General features: G+C 45.1%; 15 protein-coding genes. All 15 read right to left on the reverse strand.

The window, feature by feature from the left end; genetic code table 11:
* Positions 1-11: 11 nt before the first annotated feature.
* Entirely contained in the window at positions 12-818 is an 807-nt protein-coding gene (locus K5I40_RS02220; protein ID WP_223073795.1) for a glycosyltransferase family A protein, read from the reverse strand.
* On the reverse strand, positions 815-1,891 hold the full coding sequence (locus K5I40_RS02225; RefSeq protein WP_223073794.1) for a glycosyltransferase family 4 protein: 1,077 nt from the start codon (positions 1,889-1,891) through the stop codon (positions 815-817). The genes K5I40_RS02220 and K5I40_RS02225 overlap by 4 nt, the downstream gene beginning before the upstream one ends.
* Positions 1,891-3,024, reverse strand: a complete 1,134-nt coding sequence (gene wzy, locus K5I40_RS02230) for an oligosaccharide repeat unit polymerase (protein ID WP_223073793.1) — start codon at positions 3,022-3,024, stop codon at positions 1,891-1,893. Before wzy ends, K5I40_RS02225 begins: the two co-directional genes overlap by 1 nt.
* Positions 3,017-3,793: a hypothetical protein gene (locus K5I40_RS02235; protein ID WP_251929499.1), complete on the reverse strand. Its 777-nt coding sequence runs from the start codon at positions 3,791-3,793 to the stop codon at positions 3,017-3,019. The genes wzy and K5I40_RS02235 overlap by 8 nt, the downstream gene beginning before the upstream one ends.
* Before the next feature lie 89 nt (positions 3,794-3,882).
* Complete coding sequence (locus K5I40_RS02240) at positions 3,883-4,140, reverse strand: hypothetical protein (RefSeq protein WP_251929498.1); 258 nt, start codon at positions 4,138-4,140, stop codon at positions 3,883-3,885.
* Positions 4,127-5,470, reverse strand: coding sequence for an O-unit flippase-like protein (wzx, locus tag K5I40_RS02245; protein WP_223073791.1), 1,344 nt, complete (start codon positions 5,468-5,470; stop codon positions 4,127-4,129). Before wzx ends, K5I40_RS02240 begins: the two co-directional genes overlap by 14 nt.
* 82 nt (positions 5,471-5,552) lie before the next feature.
* Entirely contained in the window at positions 5,553-6,296 is a 744-nt protein-coding gene (locus K5I40_RS02250) for an NAD(P)-dependent oxidoreductase (protein WP_251930994.1), read from the reverse strand.
* Entirely contained in the window at positions 6,297-6,848 is a 552-nt protein-coding gene (gene rfbC, locus K5I40_RS02255) for a dTDP-4-dehydrorhamnose 3,5-epimerase (RefSeq protein ID WP_223073789.1), read from the reverse strand.
* A 15-nt stretch (positions 6,849-6,863) separates the two neighbouring features.
* A complete protein-coding gene (rfbA, locus tag K5I40_RS02260) occupies positions 6,864-7,727 on the reverse strand; it encodes a glucose-1-phosphate thymidylyltransferase RfbA (protein WP_223073788.1) in 864 nt (287 codons plus the stop codon).
* The gene (gene rfbB, locus K5I40_RS02265; RefSeq protein ID WP_223073787.1) at positions 7,724-8,812 is read right to left on the reverse strand and encodes a dTDP-glucose 4,6-dehydratase; all 1,089 of its coding nucleotides are present in this window, start codon (positions 8,810-8,812) and stop codon (positions 7,724-7,726) included. Before rfbB ends, rfbA begins: the two co-directional genes overlap by 4 nt.
* Before the next feature lie 370 nt (positions 8,813-9,182).
* Positions 9,183-10,079: a UTP--glucose-1-phosphate uridylyltransferase GalF gene (gene galF / locus K5I40_RS02270; protein WP_039030253.1), complete on the reverse strand. Its 897-nt coding sequence runs from the start codon at positions 10,077-10,079 to the stop codon at positions 9,183-9,185.
* Positions 10,080-10,257: 178 nt separating this feature from the next.
* Positions 10,258-11,643: a colanic acid biosynthesis protein WcaM gene (gene wcaM, locus K5I40_RS02275; RefSeq protein ID WP_223073786.1), complete on the reverse strand. Its 1,386-nt coding sequence runs from the start codon at positions 11,641-11,643 to the stop codon at positions 10,258-10,260.
* A gap of 11 nt (positions 11,644-11,654) precedes the next feature.
* Positions 11,655-12,875, reverse strand: coding sequence for a colanic acid biosynthesis glycosyltransferase WcaL (wcaL, locus tag K5I40_RS02280; RefSeq protein WP_223073785.1), 1,221 nt, complete (start codon positions 12,873-12,875; stop codon positions 11,655-11,657).
* A complete protein-coding gene (gene wcaK, locus K5I40_RS02285; protein WP_223073784.1) occupies positions 12,872-14,152 on the reverse strand; it encodes a colanic acid biosynthesis pyruvyl transferase WcaK in 1,281 nt (426 codons plus the stop codon). The genes wcaL and wcaK overlap by 4 nt, the downstream gene beginning before the upstream one ends.
* A 51-nt stretch (positions 14,153-14,203) precedes the next feature.
* Positions 14,204-15,682 (reverse strand): colanic acid undecaprenyl disphosphate flippase WzxC, encoded by a 1,479-nt coding sequence (wzxC, locus tag K5I40_RS02290; protein ID WP_039030257.1) that lies wholly within the window; start codon positions 15,680-15,682, stop codon positions 14,204-14,206.
* Position 15,683: the final 1 nt, after the last annotated feature.

Below are 15,683 nucleotides of genomic sequence, written 5' to 3' on the forward strand. Positions count from 1 at the left end.
TGAAAAACATTTCATCCCCTAAGTTTGACTATAATTAAACGTCTTAAATACTTTATTTTAAAGAATATATACAAGAGAACGTAAACTGAAAATGATATATCTCCGCGTTTACGAGTCTTGTGCAACATATAACAGGCCCCTTTTTCCATTAACTTTAAATTTGCTGATAAACCAGAGTCACCATAATTATGTTTTCCGGAACCTGTTGAAACCGTAGATTCAGGGTGGTAATAAAAATTACCACCACGGGCGCAAATGCGCACCCATAAATCTGCGTCTTCGCTATGTGTCATGTTAGTGTCGTATAGTCCGCAATTCATTATCATATCTTTGCGCACCAGTGCTGTAGATGTTTGCGGAAAAACTTTAATGAGTAGATCTATTAAACGTGCTTTATACAACGAAGTAATTTTTTGACCACATAAAGAAAGAACTTCTTGATTGCGTGCAGAACCTATAAAAACCGGTTCAACGCAAGATTCTGTAAGATATTTATATTGTATTTCGAGTTTATTATTACACCAAATATCATCAGCATCAAGAAAACCAATCCAATCATATCTCGATTTCTTTATTCCATAATTTCTGGCATGGGAGACTCCACCATTTGCAGTTGTATAAATTGAAACATTCTGTAATTGATGAGTCCGGACATATTCATTCAAAACCTGTAGCGTATTATCCACAGAACCATCATTAACAACTATGATTTCAATATTAAAATCGTCAGCAGGTTTTTTTTGTTCAACTACGGACTTAACTGCATTAACAATTGTTTTTGCACCATTGTATACAGGTATAACCACTGATAAATTCATTTAAAAATATCCTGCCAATACTCTGTTATTTTATCGTCATTCCATTGCTGTGCTGATTTATAAGCACCCGAACTTAAGCTATCCTGCAACCCGCCTGAATTTACCAACTCAATTAACTTATTTTTGAATAAATCTCGATTACCATCTTCAATTAAAAAGCCATTTTTATCATTGATTATATCTATTGGGCCTGAAGGGCAATTAAAGCTAATAGCAGGTAAGCCAAAAGAAATGGCCTCAAGTAACACCATTCCAAAGCCTTCACTACGTGAAGTCAAAACAAAAATAGAGGAGTTATAATATAATTCTGATACATCCCGGACAGAACTACTTAATTTAACACTATCTTCAAGTTTATTGCTTATAATAAATTTCTCGATATCTGGTTTAAGTTCACCATCACCCACTATATGAAGCAACCATCCTTTTGGTAGTTGATTTATACACTCTCTCCAGATATCGAGTAAAAGCAAGTGCTGTTTATCTGGTGTTAGTCGTCCCACGCACAAAACAGTTCTAACATTGTCAGCATGCATTCTATATTTTAAGTTAGGTTTATAGTGAGGCGTATACCGTACCGGAAAACCCATTTCCTTATAAAAAGCATAATCACTTTTAGTCGGCAAACAGTACGCATGACAATGTTTATACGAAATTTTTCGAATGAATCTATATATTTTATTATAATTATTACGTGCGCCATGTTCGCTTATGATTATTTTTTTCGATTCTACGCCAGCAAGCAGTAGCATTAAATGGACCAAAGGGTGTGTTACATAGACATAGTCGTAGTATTTGGTCGAAAAAAAACTTTTTAGCTTAAACACTGATATCAAAAAGTTTGTACCGACTTGTATCAAACGCCTCCATCTATGATTCATATCAAGATTTAGTTTTTGATTTAAGGTATACCGACCAACATGTTTATCAACGTGGTAAAAATATTCTTTATTGTCAAAAGTGAGTACATCACATTCATAAAGCTCCGAGAGTTTATTAACAAGTGTTGATATTACCCTTTCAATACCACCGGCAGGAGACATTGATGGTATTATAAATAAAATACTCTTCATTATATCCTTCTAAAGCTGAGTTTATTAAATAACAAAATTATGCGCCAGAGTACAACAGTTTGGAAGGCAATAGATATTTCCCATATATCAAATGACAAAAAAGATAAGTACATGATGAGGAAAAAAGCGACTATTCTGTAACGCCTGTTGAAAACAGGAATTAGCAAATAGATACTTACAAGTACTAGTGATATTATTATAGAGTTAAATATAAAACTAATCATTTCTCCTTGCAGAAGAAAAGCTAAAAAACCAGGCATGCCCATAAATATACTATATCCTGCATCTTGCCCTACGATTGCCAAATTGAATATATTTGAAGGTGAGATCGTATCAAAGAGAGTAATTCCCAGCAATCTTTCGAGCATTATTCCCAGACTAAAGAAATCAGAAACGGATTGACTATTGTAATTATTGTGCAGAATTTCAATCAAAGACGATGTTGTCGATATCCGACCAATAGCAAGAGACAATATTTCATTAGAATCGAATGCCACCCCACGCATTTCATTTCTTAGCGTATATACATAGCTTATTAAATCAAGTAATGGACCTATAAAAATTAGTGGGAGTACAAATAAAATATTCAGCGTAATTTTATTTATTTTGTTATTAATAATGTAATACGCACCAAGGCATAAAATACTAATGAATATCCCCTGCAAGGAACGTTGCATGTAAGAAAAAAAGATCACAATTAACACGCTTACTATAAACTTTCGGTGTGATATTGCTGAGAAAGTGAGTAATGGCAGCATCGCTAAAGGGTTTAACTTACTTGCAATTTTTATCATTAAACCGGAAAACCCAGTTTGTGCAACCTGCCCAATCTGATTAGCACCAAATAATAAAGTAATGATACCAGTTAGCATCAACAATCTAAAAAAGATAATATCCAGTCGTTGATTCCCACAATCATATATATGAATACGCCCAAATACTTTGATCATGCAATATATAAAAAGCAATGGCAGTATGTAAAAAAACAAAATACTAGCAGCTTCAGTGAAATCTAAGTAATAGGAATAACTTCTAAAATCACCGAGCAGGTATCCAGTATTATATATAAAATATAGTGACACGATGATTGGCGCAATGTAAATATACACCATATACTTTGAAATCTTATTCATTATGCATAATCTCTGCGATTCTTGCTTTATAATTTTCAAATTTAAAGTCTTCGCGAACTTTACTTAACACCTCTTTGAATTTATCAAGAAGTTCTCTATTTTGTGCCATTTCCTGAACTGCATCAGCCATTTCCTTTACCGAATCGCACAGGAAACCAAATTGTCCATATCTTTCAAAATAATGCGACAACTGTTTGTTTCGCATAGCTATGAAAGGCATATCAAAAGCAATGCAATCCGCAAAAACACCGCTTGAAACCAAGTCATATGGCGTCTCAGAAATTGTTGACTGGCCAGAAAATATAAGTGCGATATCTATTTGCTGGACATTATTATAGAATTCATCTTTACTTATCAATGATTCTTTAAGATACCCTTTGCATAAATGTTGAACATTTGGGCTTTTATCATAAATGAATCCTCCATCACTTACACCTACTGTTATCAACCTTAAACATTTTAGATGCATTGAACTTAGATAAGTAGCGAGCTCATAAATCCTGTCACTGCCTTTATTTTTACTTTGAATTCCAAAACTCCCAAACTTTATATCCTTTGTACTTTTTAGCAATTTTTGATGCGTCAATATAGGATGTTGTACATAATAAAATGTTCGACTTACGAAAAGCTGTGACAAACTTTCATGTATTGATGAACTAATACAAATAAATTTTACATTACCAAAGCTAAAACCCAATTTAATAAAAAGCCTTCCTAATTTCTGTCCATAGCCAAATGGTGTTTTTAAATAACCAAGCTCTCCGTGCATATAAAGAAAAATCTTTGGCCTTATAATTAAGCTCAAAACACTTAATATAGTGTATTGAAGAGGCGTAGCAGACAATATAAAAACTGAACTTATTTTTTAGGCAACTTAAATAAAATGATTGCCAGATGAAAAGTTGAATATAGCCAGAAGTATAATTTAGTTCTCATGACGTTAATTTTATTGACTTTAACATCTGATTTTAATTCGTCAATTAATGTTGCATCATCAGATAACCAAACAGTAGTCTTATTTACTTCACTAATAGCTTTAATTGTTAAAGAGTTAAAAACATAATGCTCTTCATTCTTTCTAAGCAAATCAATAATTGCAACTTCAGCTGTTGACATTTCTTAGGTCCTGATAAACAGTTAGAGGCCATTTCCAGTTATTATAAAGTGACTGCACAAATAATTGTGATAATATCACGCCTAACAACCCCGCCTTTACATAATAAGTAGCCACAAAAGAAAGCAAAATAATTGATATTCCAGTTATTATCATGCTTTTAACAAATGGAATCTGGTTTTTTGTTGTTAAATATGAAGTACATAGGGAGTAATTCATTTCTAGTAAACCGCAAACCAAATATAATACCAGCATTTCTGTAGGCAAAAACTGTGTTTGCTGTGTTATATATTTTAAAAGAAAATTACCAAGTAAAACCAGTGAAAAAGCTGAAATGATATAAATAACATTAGCTGTCAATAATGATTTTTTAAATAAACGCTTAACAGATGAATACTTCTGTAATGCCTGTTCAGAAGTCATGCGAGGTAAATTAAGACCAAACAACATAGAGGCGACAATGACTATTACCATTGTTACTTGTACCGTCAATCCATAAGCGGCAGCAGCTTTCAATCCAATGAAGCTTGAGACAATGAGGACACTACCTCTGACACACAGGAAGTTGCCTAATTGAACTATTCCCATGTCTTTGGCACTTTGCCAGACAATTTTTTTTAATTCTTTTGATACTTCAATAGGAATATAATTTTTAACAATGTAATGATCATTGTTGTAGACACACTTGGTTATAATCCATCTATCGATGATTACTGCGAAGACCGACCCTATTGCAAGGGATATCAATCCCTGACCACTTATTAACAAGGGGATGCTGACAGCCAGAAGTACAGACTTCGTTAATACTATAACTTTATTTAAAACTGTTTGATCGCCTCTTCCTTTTAAAATTGAATTATAATATCCAAAATATAATTGAATACATATACTTATACCATATAGAGTCCAACAACTCATTACGTAGATATAATCAAGAGTTGTGTGCAAGGTATACAAATATATATTCCCAAATAGCAAAATCCCAACAAGCGCGAGACCTGTTATTTTAAAATAAATTTGTCTCGCCGCTATTATTAAATTATTTAGAAGCTCAGGATTTATCTGTTCATCTGTGCATTTTGGTGTTTTATTATAACTTATATCTTTGGCACCAGAATATACATAAGAGATAAATCTTGAAACAGTAGGTAATAGACCGAACTCTAAAAGCTGCACGAGACCCGCAAGAGCAACAAAAACATACCATAGTCCTATTTCTTCTTGCCCCAAAAACCTAAGAATAAATGGTAGCAGCAGTAAACTAGATGCAATACTTAAAAATTGAGAGAGGTACCCCCATAGTACATCCTTTTTTCTAACCACATGTTTCATGATTTAATTTGTAGTTCACTTTTGAATAATTGAATCATGTCTGCCAAATCAGACAGGACAGAACGAGGGTTATATTCGGGGGCTATTTTTTTAGCATTGTAATATCTGTAACAGGGAATATTTCTTTTGACGCACCATTTTCATTCCAATACACGACGCAGTTAGTGTAATGAATAAGCATGCTGGCAATCTGTTCTGATGATATATTTACCCCTGAGGCAATATTAATTATTTTCCCTTGAGCTTCTTTATTATTACATAATTTAATTATAATTTCTGCCACATCAGAAACTGAGACATAATCCTTTTCATAGTTTTTATCAACGAACATATCAACGCGCCCATTGACTATCGCATTGCGGGTTATTGAGGGTAAAAACAAGGAGCTTTTTAGTGCTACCCCATAAACATTACTTGGGCGCACAATAGTAAAAGGCTTACCACTTTTAAAACATAGTTCTTCCGCAACTAATTTCGTTAGATTAAACAAACGACGGTTATCATCATGCCTGATAATCAAATCGCTCGTTTCATCACTTCCATCCCCATTCATATATAATCTCGAGGAAGAAACATATATTAAGTGGTCAAAGTCAGCATGTTGAAGAATTTCAGACAGATATAAACAATTGGCCGTCAAGACTTCGAACGGTTTAAGTTGACAATCACCACTACCTGCGCAATAAATTAAAGTGCCTAATTTTTTTGAAAAAATATTTGGTTCGTTCCTTTCAGGAATCCATACATCTTTTTTCAAAGAATGGAGATGTTTTACGATTTCGCTTCCAATGAAGCCATTTCCGCCAACTACAGTATATAGACTCATTTACTGTCCAATTTTCAATTGATTACAAACATCTTCGAATGAAGGAAGTTCCTTATCTTTTAAAGACAAATTTGGTTTCGTAACCGGCCAATCAATATTTATAGAATTATCATTCCAAATAATTCCTCCTTCGTCATTAGGATCATAAAAATCCGTGCACTTATACTGAAAATCAGCGATGTCACTCAAAACGCAAAACCCATGGGCAAAACCAGGCGGGATATAAAACTGGAGCTTATTATCGCCCGAAAGAATAATTGATTCATACTGACCAAAAGTTGGAGAGTTTTCACGTAGATCTACCGCTACATCGAAAACTGTACCAGCAGTGACCGTTACTAATTTACCTTGCGGCTTTCGTTTTTGAAAATGCAAACCACGTAGCACTTTACCTGTGGAACGGGAGCGATTGTCCTGAACAAAACTATCTTTAATTCCAGCGTCTTTATAGCGTTGTTCGTGATATGTCTCATAAAAGAAACCACGTTCATCACCAAACACTTTTGGTTCAATTATTAAAAGACCATTTAATTTTGTTTTTATGATATTCATTTATTCAAAATACTCTTACTTGATAAGGCTTAATAAATAATTTCCGTAACCTGTTTTAGAAAATGAATTCCCAATCGATTTGATATCTTCTTTACTCAACCAGCCTTGATTATAAGCAATCTCTTCGAGACAAGCGATTTTGAACCCCTGGCGCTTCTCAACAGTTTGTACAAATTGCGATGCTTCAAGAAGAGAATCATGTGTGCCCGTATCAAGCCATGCAAATCCACGTCCTAATTGCTCAACCTTTAAAGAGCCCTGGTTGAGATATTCTTGGTTAATACTCGTTATTTCTAACTCACCTCTATCAGATGGTTTCACTCTTTTTGCTATTTCAACCACCTGGTTATCATAAAAATATAGGCCAGTTACAGCCCAATTTGATTTAGGACATTTCGGTTTTTCTTCGATGGAAATAGCATTGAAGTTATCATCAAATTCGACAACGCCAAATCTTTCAGGATCCATTACTTTATACCCGAATACGGTAGCTCCACTCAAATTATCTACTGCATGCTGCAATTGCTTACCAAATGCTTGTCCAAAAAAGATATTGTCCCCCAAGACTAAACATACTTTATCATTTGCAATAAACTCTTCTCCGAGGATAAACGCTTGTGCGAGGCCATCTGGTGAAGGTTGAACTTGATAACTGAGATTAATGCCTAAACGATTACCATCGCCTAGAAGACGTTTGAAGCTATCACAATCCTCGGGAGTTGTGATTATAAGGATATCCCTAATACCAGCTAACATAAGTACTGAAAGCGGATAATAAATCATTGGCTTGTCATAAATCGGTAATAACTGTTTCGAGGTCCCCAATGTAATCGGATGCAAGCGTGAACCTGAACCTCCGGCTAAAATAACGCCTTTCATTTATTGTTATCTCCATACTGTGTTGAAAGCCATGAAGCATATGCTCCACTTTTAACATTACTCACCCAATCCTCATTGGATATATACCATTCCACCGTCTTTCTAATGCCGCTTTCGAATGTTTCCTCAGGCTTCCACCCCAACTCAGCACCAATTTTATGTGCATCGATGGCATAACGACGGTCATGGCCCGGGCGGTCAGTCACATAGGTGATCTGGTCGCGATATGAACCCTCTTTCGGCACGATCTCATCCAGCAGATCGCAGATGGTATGCACCACATCCAGGTTCTGCTTCTCGTTATGGCCGCCGATATTGTAGGTCTCGCCAGGCTTACCCTGGGTCACAACGGTGTAGAGCGCACGGGCGTGATCTTCAACATACAGCCAGTCGCGGATCTGATCGCCTTTGCCATAAATCGGCAGCGCTTTCCCGTCCAGCGCGTTGAGGATTACCAGCGGGATCAGTTTTTCCGGGAAGTGATAAGGGCCGTAGTTATTGGAGCAGTTAGTCACGATAGTCGGGAACCCGTAGGTACGTAACCATGCGCGGACCAGGTGATCGCTCGAGGCCTTCGAAGCAGAGTAAGGGCTGCTTGGCGCATATGCCGTCGTTTCAGTGAACAGCGGCAAATCACTAGAGGCAGGATGTTCGTCCGGGTGCGGCAGATCGCCGTACACTTCATCGGTAGAGATGTGGTGGAAACGGAAGGCTTTTTTCGCAGTTTCATCCAGCGTTGACCAGTACGCGCGAGCCGCTTCAAGCAGGACGTAGGTGCCGACGATGTTGGTTTCAATAAACGCCGCCGGACCGGTAATAGAGCGGTCAACGTGGCTTTCTGCCGCCAGATGCATCACTGCATCAGGCTTATGCTCGGCAAAAATACGGTCCATCGCCGCTTTATCACAAATATCCGCATGTTCAAAAATATAACGCTGGCTGTCGCTCACTTCAGCCAGAGATTCCAGGTTACCGGCGTAGGTCAATTTATCGACATTAACCACTGTATCCTGGGTGTTTTGAATAATATGTCGTACAACCGCAGAGCCGATAAAACCTGCACCGCCAGTAACAAGAATTTTCACGCGTTATTTTCCGTTAAATGAATACATCGGGATGGTGGCATTCTGAATAATAAATGAACTAAATATCCAGAAACCGGACACGCTACCGCCCCTGGCTTAACAGCTACCAGTGCACTGAACGTGATCGTAATAGAGGTATTATGCCGTCTATTCCCGTCAACATGGCGACAGGATAGCGCGCAAATCAATTAATAATTGTCGTCTTAAATGCCAGCAGAAACAAGGGAAAAATCTGACTAACGAGACAAAAAGCAAGCAATTAACTTACTGATATTTAAGAATATATTAAAAAAAGAAAACGGCAGCGTCATTCTCATGGCCCTGATAGCCCGGAATGATCCACTGCCGTTAGACAACGACGAACCAATCGTTAATCGTTGGTTAAGAGCTTCGTCATGCTTTCGCGGAACTTCTGCCCTTCTTTATGGTTACGCAGCCCGTACTGTACAAACGCCTGCATATACCCCAGTTTCTTACCACAGTCGTAGCTGTCACCGGTCATCAGCATTGCATCAACGGACTGCTTCTTCGCCAGTTGCGCAATGGCATCCGTCAGCTGAATACGATCCCACGCGCCTGGCTCGGTACGTTCCAGCTCGGCCCAGATTTCTGCATTCAGCACATAGCGGCCGACGGCCATCAGATCGGAATCCAGCGTCTGCGGCTGATCCGGTTTCTCGATAAACTCAACGATACGGCTGACTTTACCTTCTGAATCCAGCGGCTCTTTGGTCTGAATAACGGAGTACTCAGAGAGATCGCCCTTCATGCGCTTCGCCAGCACCTGGCTCCGTCCCGTCTCGTTGAAACGCGCCACCATAGCTGCCAGGTTGTAACGCAGCGGATCGGCAGAGGCGTTATCCAGAATGATATCCGGCAGGACAACCACAAATGGGTTATCGCCGACCACAGGACGCGCGCACAGAATAGAGTGGCCCAGCCCCAGCGGCTGCGCCTGACGCACGTTCATAATGGTCACGCCCGGCGGGCAGATGGACTGCACTTCCGCCAGCAGCTGTCGTTTTACGCGCTGCTCCAGAAGGGCTTCAAGTTCGTAGGAGGTGTCGAAGTGGTTTTCCACCGCATTCTTGGAGGAATGAGTAACCAGAACGATTTCTTTGATCCCTGCAGCAACAATCTCGTCGACGATGTACTGAATCATCGGCTTGTCAACGATCGGCAGCATCTCTTTAGGAATGGCTTTTGTGGCCGGGAGCAAATGCATGCCCAGACCGGCTACCGGAATGACCGCTTTCAAATTAATCATATATCTTCCACCTTAAAATGGTTGCCGAATTATAGCCCTTTAGCCTGGTTTCGCCAGCACGAATTGCTACAAATCTGGAGATGATGTTACGCAATTACAGCGTAAATTCCAGTGGATGCAATCCGAATACCGGCGCTTTAATTCCAGGAATCCTCGCAAAATGCCGGCTGGCTAATATTTAACGCTTCGGCAGTTTAAAATTCAGCCGTTCCGTGTTGATTGTATGATGGTCAATTCGGTCGATATCGACAGAACTTTGCCCCTTCTCATTAACGGCGTTAATGTTCGCCAGCGAGAGCAGCGTCTCGTCACGCGCCATAAACTTACCGCGCACGTCTTTGCGCAGATCGAAATTCAGCTTCAGGGCTGGCCCTCGCTCTGCGTCCTGCATCACGTTGATATTGCGCAGGAAAAGATGCTGAGGCTTATTGTGCAGCTCAAGCGTTGCCCGTTTCATGTCCATATTGGTGAGCGCCACGAAGGAAGTTTTATTGCCGGAGGAGATCTGTATTCCGCGCAATTTTCGCGCAAGGTTCCGGTTGTCCATCTGGATATTGTTGAGGCGAAAATTCTGCGGTATTGACAAATAATCGCCCTTGATCACCCCGTAGCCAATTAACATCCCGGCGCTGTCGATCATCTCAACATTATCGATGACAAAATTATCGCAGCCGTATATCGCTACCGTTGCGTTATCAATGCCCGCTTTCTTGCTGAAGTCCGGGGTGATATTCCGGGCCTTAACATTACGAATGATAAAGTGTTTGCCGTTTTCAACATGTACCAGCTGGCGGCAGTTGCTGCCGGTAATGTTCGCCACCACGAAGTTCTTAACCGCCTGGTCTTCGGGGTAATTATTGTCGTACGTGCTGCCCGCCAGACCGATGCCAATCCCCCAGTTAATCTTGCCGTTGGTACAGTCGATATGGTCGATGACGTGGTCTGAAATCAGGATGTTCTTGTCGTTGATCGCCACGTTCCACTCGATGGCGTCGCCCTGCAGGTAGCTGAAATGACAGTTGGTGATCTTCACCCCGTCCAGCTGATTATGAAATCCCTGACGCAGGATCGCATAGTTGGCTTTGGTGACCCGCAGGTTGTCGATCAGCAGATTGCGCATCACCCGCTTCTGTTTGCCGCCGATATAAATCTGGGTCACCGGGCCATAGCCGCTCATCGCCAGGCCCTGGATCACGCAGTCGGAACCGCGCACGTCGAGGGTAATATTTTCGCTGCGTCCCTCCCCTTCGCCAATCACCTTGCTGCCATCCTGCAGCACCAGGCGGCCCCGGCCGTTGCCGGTCAGCGCCCCGCGAATGCGCAGGGTTTTGCCTTCGGGGATAAAAATGGCGGCGTTGATATTTTCACAGGTGAGCCCCGCGGGCACCACCACGGTATCACCCTCAGCAAAGGCCTTTTTGAAAGCGGCGATCCCGTCACGAAGGTCATACCGGCTGATGTCTACCGTGGCGCTGTTCGTGGCGGCCCGTACCCCTACCAGCGGCGCGGCCGCCAGTACGGAACAGGTGGTGACAAACGCGCGTCGCGTCATCTCTTTCGGCATATCGCCTCCGTTTAAAGCGTGTGTAGCAGAGTGGCTAACTGTCGATTGATAAGATGCTGGTTGAAATCGGTCTCCACCTTTTTGCGCGCGTTATGCAGCACGGGGGAGAGCTCCTGATGGGCGATGGCGGCAAACCGTTCCAGCTGGTTGGCCAGCGCCTCCGGGTTGTTCTCTTCCACCAGCCAGCCGGAATGGCCGGGTTCGATAAGCTCAGGAATGCCGCTGTGTACCGTGGAGACCACCGGAATGCCCACCGCCATCGCCTCCATCAGGGCTACAGGAATGCCTTCCATATCGCCGTCCGTACCGGTGACGGACGGGAGTAAAAAGACGTCGGCAGCATCAAGCATCGCCTTAACTTCATGGCTGGGCTTGAAGCCTGGCATCTCGACATAGGACTCCAGCTGATACTGCTCGATCAGGGTACGCAGGCGGCGCTCCCAGGGGCCAATCCCCAGAATGCGGTAGTGGAAATCTACCCCGCGCGCTTTCAGCTGGCGGCAGGCTTCGATCGCCACGTGGAGCCCTTTTTTCTCGGTCAGGCGCGCAACAGAGATAATTTGCAGTGGACTACCGGGCGCTTTAACCGGCCGTTGGGTAAAGCGCTGCATGTCCACGCCCATGCGCGAAACGGTGATTTTCTCCGGCGGACAGCCCATGGTTTTGAGTCGCCCGGCCCAAAGCTCGCTGATTGGCAGCATCATGTCGCCGCGCTGAAAGAGCCGCTGGTATTCAGGCGTATAGTGGTTCAGCACCTCGCGGCTGGAGATATCAATCCCGTGAAACACCGTCGCGATTTTCCCCTCGATCACCCCCAGCTCGCGCAGCTTGGCCGCCGTCACCCCGGCCGGTCCAAAGTGGGCGATAAATACATCCGCACGCCAGGGGCGCTGCGTCTGGCCACAAATGGCGGAGAGGATCAGATTGCGCGACTCGGCGCCGTAGCGGGAGACATTCAGCGCCTTCCATGTGCCGGGGCGATGCAGCCCGCGCAGGGTCTGGCGGGCGCGGTAGCGCAGTTTCGCCAGCTTGCCCTGGGGCTCATCCTGCAGCCAGCGGGTCTTGCTGGCCAGGTCATACTGGGTCCAGGCGGCGTGGGTGTTCTGGGTATCGCCCTTTTGCAGGGCGATAATCTCCACGTCATATCCCATATCAATAAAGGCGGTGATCTGGTTAAGCACAAAGGTCTCAGACGAGAGCGGGAATTTCAGTAAGAAGAAACCAACCTTCATTTGCCCTCCCCGACCCGATCCAGCACCGATTTCACCATTTTGATGCCGTTTTCACGTTCGGCCTTCACCGCCACCGCCAGACGTTCGTTGATAGCCGGAAGCTGGCCGAGCGTGTCCCCAACCATCGCCCCCAGGGAGCCGTCCAGCAGATGGCGAATATCCACCGCCATCTCCGGCATACCCAGCTGCTGCATGATCCCGGCTGACTTGTGCTCGTAGTTAATGGCAATGGCTGGCGTGCCGAAGTTCATGGAGATAATGGCCGAATGCAGGCGGGTGCCCACGGTCAGGTCGCAGGCGCCCAGCAGCTTGCCCATCTCAAGATCGTTAAGTTCGTCCATCACCACGTGATAGCGCGACGGATCGCTGACGTGCTGGCGCAGGTTCAGCGCCACCATGCGGTCATCTTTGTTGTAGCTGTCGATCCCGGTACAGGTGGAGAGCGCCAGCACCTGGTAGCCGCTGTCCAGCACCCGGTTGACCACCTCGGCAAAGGCCTTTTCGTAGGCCGCCTGGGTGGTGCCCAGACGCTTATCAAACGGCGCCAGCTCGCGCAGGGTGATGGCAACGGTCTTCTGCTGCGCGGCCACGTTCAGCCAGTGCTGCACGGCATAGCTCGGGGTAAATTTCGCTTCCTGATGATCCACCAGCCAGGCGGTATCCACCCCCTGCTCCACTTTGGTGGTGTCGATTTCGCTGCGCTGCATCAGATTCAGGCTCACCGACTCGCGCAGGATCAGCGCGTCACAGTGGCCAAACACATAGTTTGCCAGCTGGTTGAACTGTGGATCCTGGAATGGCCCGACGCTGTGGCCGACCATATACAGCGGCTTTTTCGCCATAAAGGTGCAGAGCGCATGCTCGAACTGCGGCACGCCGTAGAGGTCGACAAAAAACGAACCGCCCACCTGAATGATGGCGTCGTAGCCGGAGAGCAGACGGACAAAATCGGTAAAACCCTGGGCGATGGCGATATTGCGCAGCTTGCCGGTGTCGGTCACGCGGGACAGCAGCACCTGATGCTGATAACGGCGGCGCAGCACCTTCTTCACGCGGCCCATCATGCCGGCGGCGCTGTTATGCTGCTTCATCTGGCTGTAGAGCGGATCGCCCATCACCGGGCGGTTCAGCAGCCAGGAGGAGCTCACCGGGTAGCGGCTCATCACATCCACTTCTGTCTCAGGCGACAGGGCGTAAATAGCATCCAGCAGGCCGCGCAGGATGGCGCTGTCACCACGGTTACCACAGGTATGGTTGCCCAGAATCAATAATTTCATAATAACCTCTTAAAAGATTCCCCTCCCCAAAGGGTGAGGGGGAGGAAATAATTAACCTGCGCGAAGCAGCGTTTTCATCTTTTCGTTGCGGCAGAACTGGCGTTTGATCTCCACCACCAGCGCGTTGCGCGACAGCACAATCATTACCGCGAAGGCCAGCGCCCCGGCGGCGACCTGGACCGCCAGCAGTGCGGCCAGCGGCAGATGGCCGTTAAGGGCGACGCCTAAGCCATAGCTCACCGCCAGCGTCGGCAGCGAGAGGTAAAACGGCAGCCACAGGCTCAGGATGTACTGGCGGTAGCTGGAGCCCAGCACCGGCTTAATCATCACGAAGTAGCTCAGGACGGTATTGATAATCTGCACCAGCAGGAAGCCCAGCGTGACGCCCATCGCGCCCGCCAGGTGGCCGCCGATAACGATCGCCGGAATAAACAGGAACGTTTTGAATACGTTGAACTTAAAGCTGATATCGACGCGGGCTTTGGCCATCAGCAGCGAACCAATCGGGTTACCGACGGAGCGCAGCAGCCCCACCACGCACAGCAGCTGCAGGATCGGCACAATGCTGATCCACTTCTCGCCAAACACCAGCGGCACCAGATTGCCGGAAACCACCATCAGCCCCAGCAGGGTCGGGAAGTTAATGATCCCTACCACCGACAGCAGCTTGTAGAAGTTGATGCGCAGCTTGTCGGTATCGTCCTGAATTTTGGCGAACGCCGGGAACAGCACGCGGGTGATGATCGGGTTGAGCTTCATCGGCGGTACCACCGCCACGTTGTACGCCAGGTTATAGCCCCCGGCGACGCTGGCACCCAGAATACGGGCCAGCACCAGGGTGGAGAGGTTGGTATTCACGTAGTTGATGATGCTGTCGGCGGTCAGCCACGCGCCGAAGCGCAGGTTGGAAGCCACCGACGCGAGGGAGAAATGAAAACCTGGACGGTAGATTTTACGACCGAAGTAGCCGAACAGCAGGGTGCGCACGGCAGAGTTCACCAGATAACCGAGGATGGCGGTCATCGCCAGCGGCCAGAAGTGGGCGCTGACCACGGTGAAGGTAAACCCGGCCAGCACCGAGCTGGTTTCAATCATGCCGATTTTGCTGAACTCCAGCTCCTTTTGCATCAGCGCGCGGAACTGCTGGCCGTGGGGGATCACCACAAACGCAAACGACAGCGCACGCATCAGGGGGCCAAGTTCAGGGTTGTTCAGGGCGTCAGCAATAAGATCGCTCAGCAGAAACAGCACCACGAACACCAGGATACCCAAGCCGACGTTTAACCAGTAGAGGGTGGTCAGCTCCAGCTGGCTAATCTCTTTGCGCTGAATAATCGAGTTGGCGATGCCAAAGTCCGACAGCGTATCGGCCAGGGCGATGATCACCAGCGAGACGGTCAACAGGCCAAACTGATGGCTATCGATAATACGCGCCAGCACCGTCATCTGCACCAGCCCAAGGCCGATGATGATCACCGTGGCGATAGCCGACCACTTTGCCCCGCTGAGGGTTTTTTCACGTAAGCTCATG

The sequence above is a fragment of the Leclercia sp. LTM14 genome (assembly GCF_023736175.1).
In the GTDB taxonomy this organism is placed as follows: Bacteria; Pseudomonadota; Gammaproteobacteria; order Enterobacterales; family Enterobacteriaceae; genus Enterobacter; species Enterobacter barmai.

Excerpts from the sequence above, each read along its gene's own strand:
- K5I40_RS02220 (WP_223073795.1), bottom strand. The coding sequence starts at position 818 with ATGAATTTATCAGTGGTTATACCTGTATACAATGGTGCAAAAACAATT.
- K5I40_RS02225 (WP_223073794.1), bottom strand. The coding sequence starts at position 1,891 with ATGAAGAGTATTTTATTTATAATACCATCAATGTCTCCTGCCGGTGGT.
- wzy (WP_223073793.1), bottom strand. The coding sequence starts at position 3,024 with ATGAATAAGATTTCAAAGTATATGGTGTATATTTACATTGCGCCAATC.
- K5I40_RS02235 (WP_251929499.1), bottom strand. The coding sequence starts at position 3,793 with ATGCACGGAGAGCTTGGTTATTTAAAAACACCATTTGGCTATGGACAG.
- K5I40_RS02240 (WP_251929498.1), bottom strand. The coding sequence starts at position 4,140 with ATGTCAACAGCTGAAGTTGCAATTATTGATTTGCTTAGAAAGAATGAA.
- wzx (WP_223073791.1), bottom strand. The coding sequence starts at position 5,470 with ATGAAACATGTGGTTAGAAAAAAGGATGTACTATGGGGGTACCTCTCT.
- K5I40_RS02250 (WP_251930994.1), bottom strand. The coding sequence starts at position 6,296 with ATGAGTCTATATACTGTAGTTGGCGGAAATGGCTTCATTGGAAGCGAA.
- rfbC (WP_223073789.1), bottom strand. The coding sequence starts at position 6,848 with ATGAATATCATAAAAACAAAATTAAATGGTCTTTTAATAATTGAACCA.
- rfbA (WP_223073788.1), bottom strand. The coding sequence starts at position 7,727 with ATGAAAGGCGTTATTTTAGCCGGAGGTTCAGGTTCACGCTTGCATCCG.
- galF (WP_039030253.1), bottom strand. The coding sequence starts at position 10,079 with ATGATTAATTTGAAAGCGGTCATTCCGGTAGCCGGTCTGGGCATGCAT.
- wcaM (WP_223073786.1), bottom strand. The coding sequence starts at position 11,643 with ATGCCGAAAGAGATGACGCGACGCGCGTTTGTCACCACCTGTTCCGTA.
- wcaL (WP_223073785.1), bottom strand. The coding sequence starts at position 12,875 with ATGAAGGTTGGTTTCTTCTTACTGAAATTCCCGCTCTCGTCTGAGACC.
- wcaK (WP_223073784.1), bottom strand. The coding sequence starts at position 14,152 with ATGAAATTATTGATTCTGGGCAACCATACCTGTGGTAACCGTGGTGAC.
- wzxC (WP_039030257.1), bottom strand. The coding sequence starts at position 15,682 with ATGAGCTTACGTGAAAAAACCCTCAGCGGGGCAAAGTGGTCGGCTATC.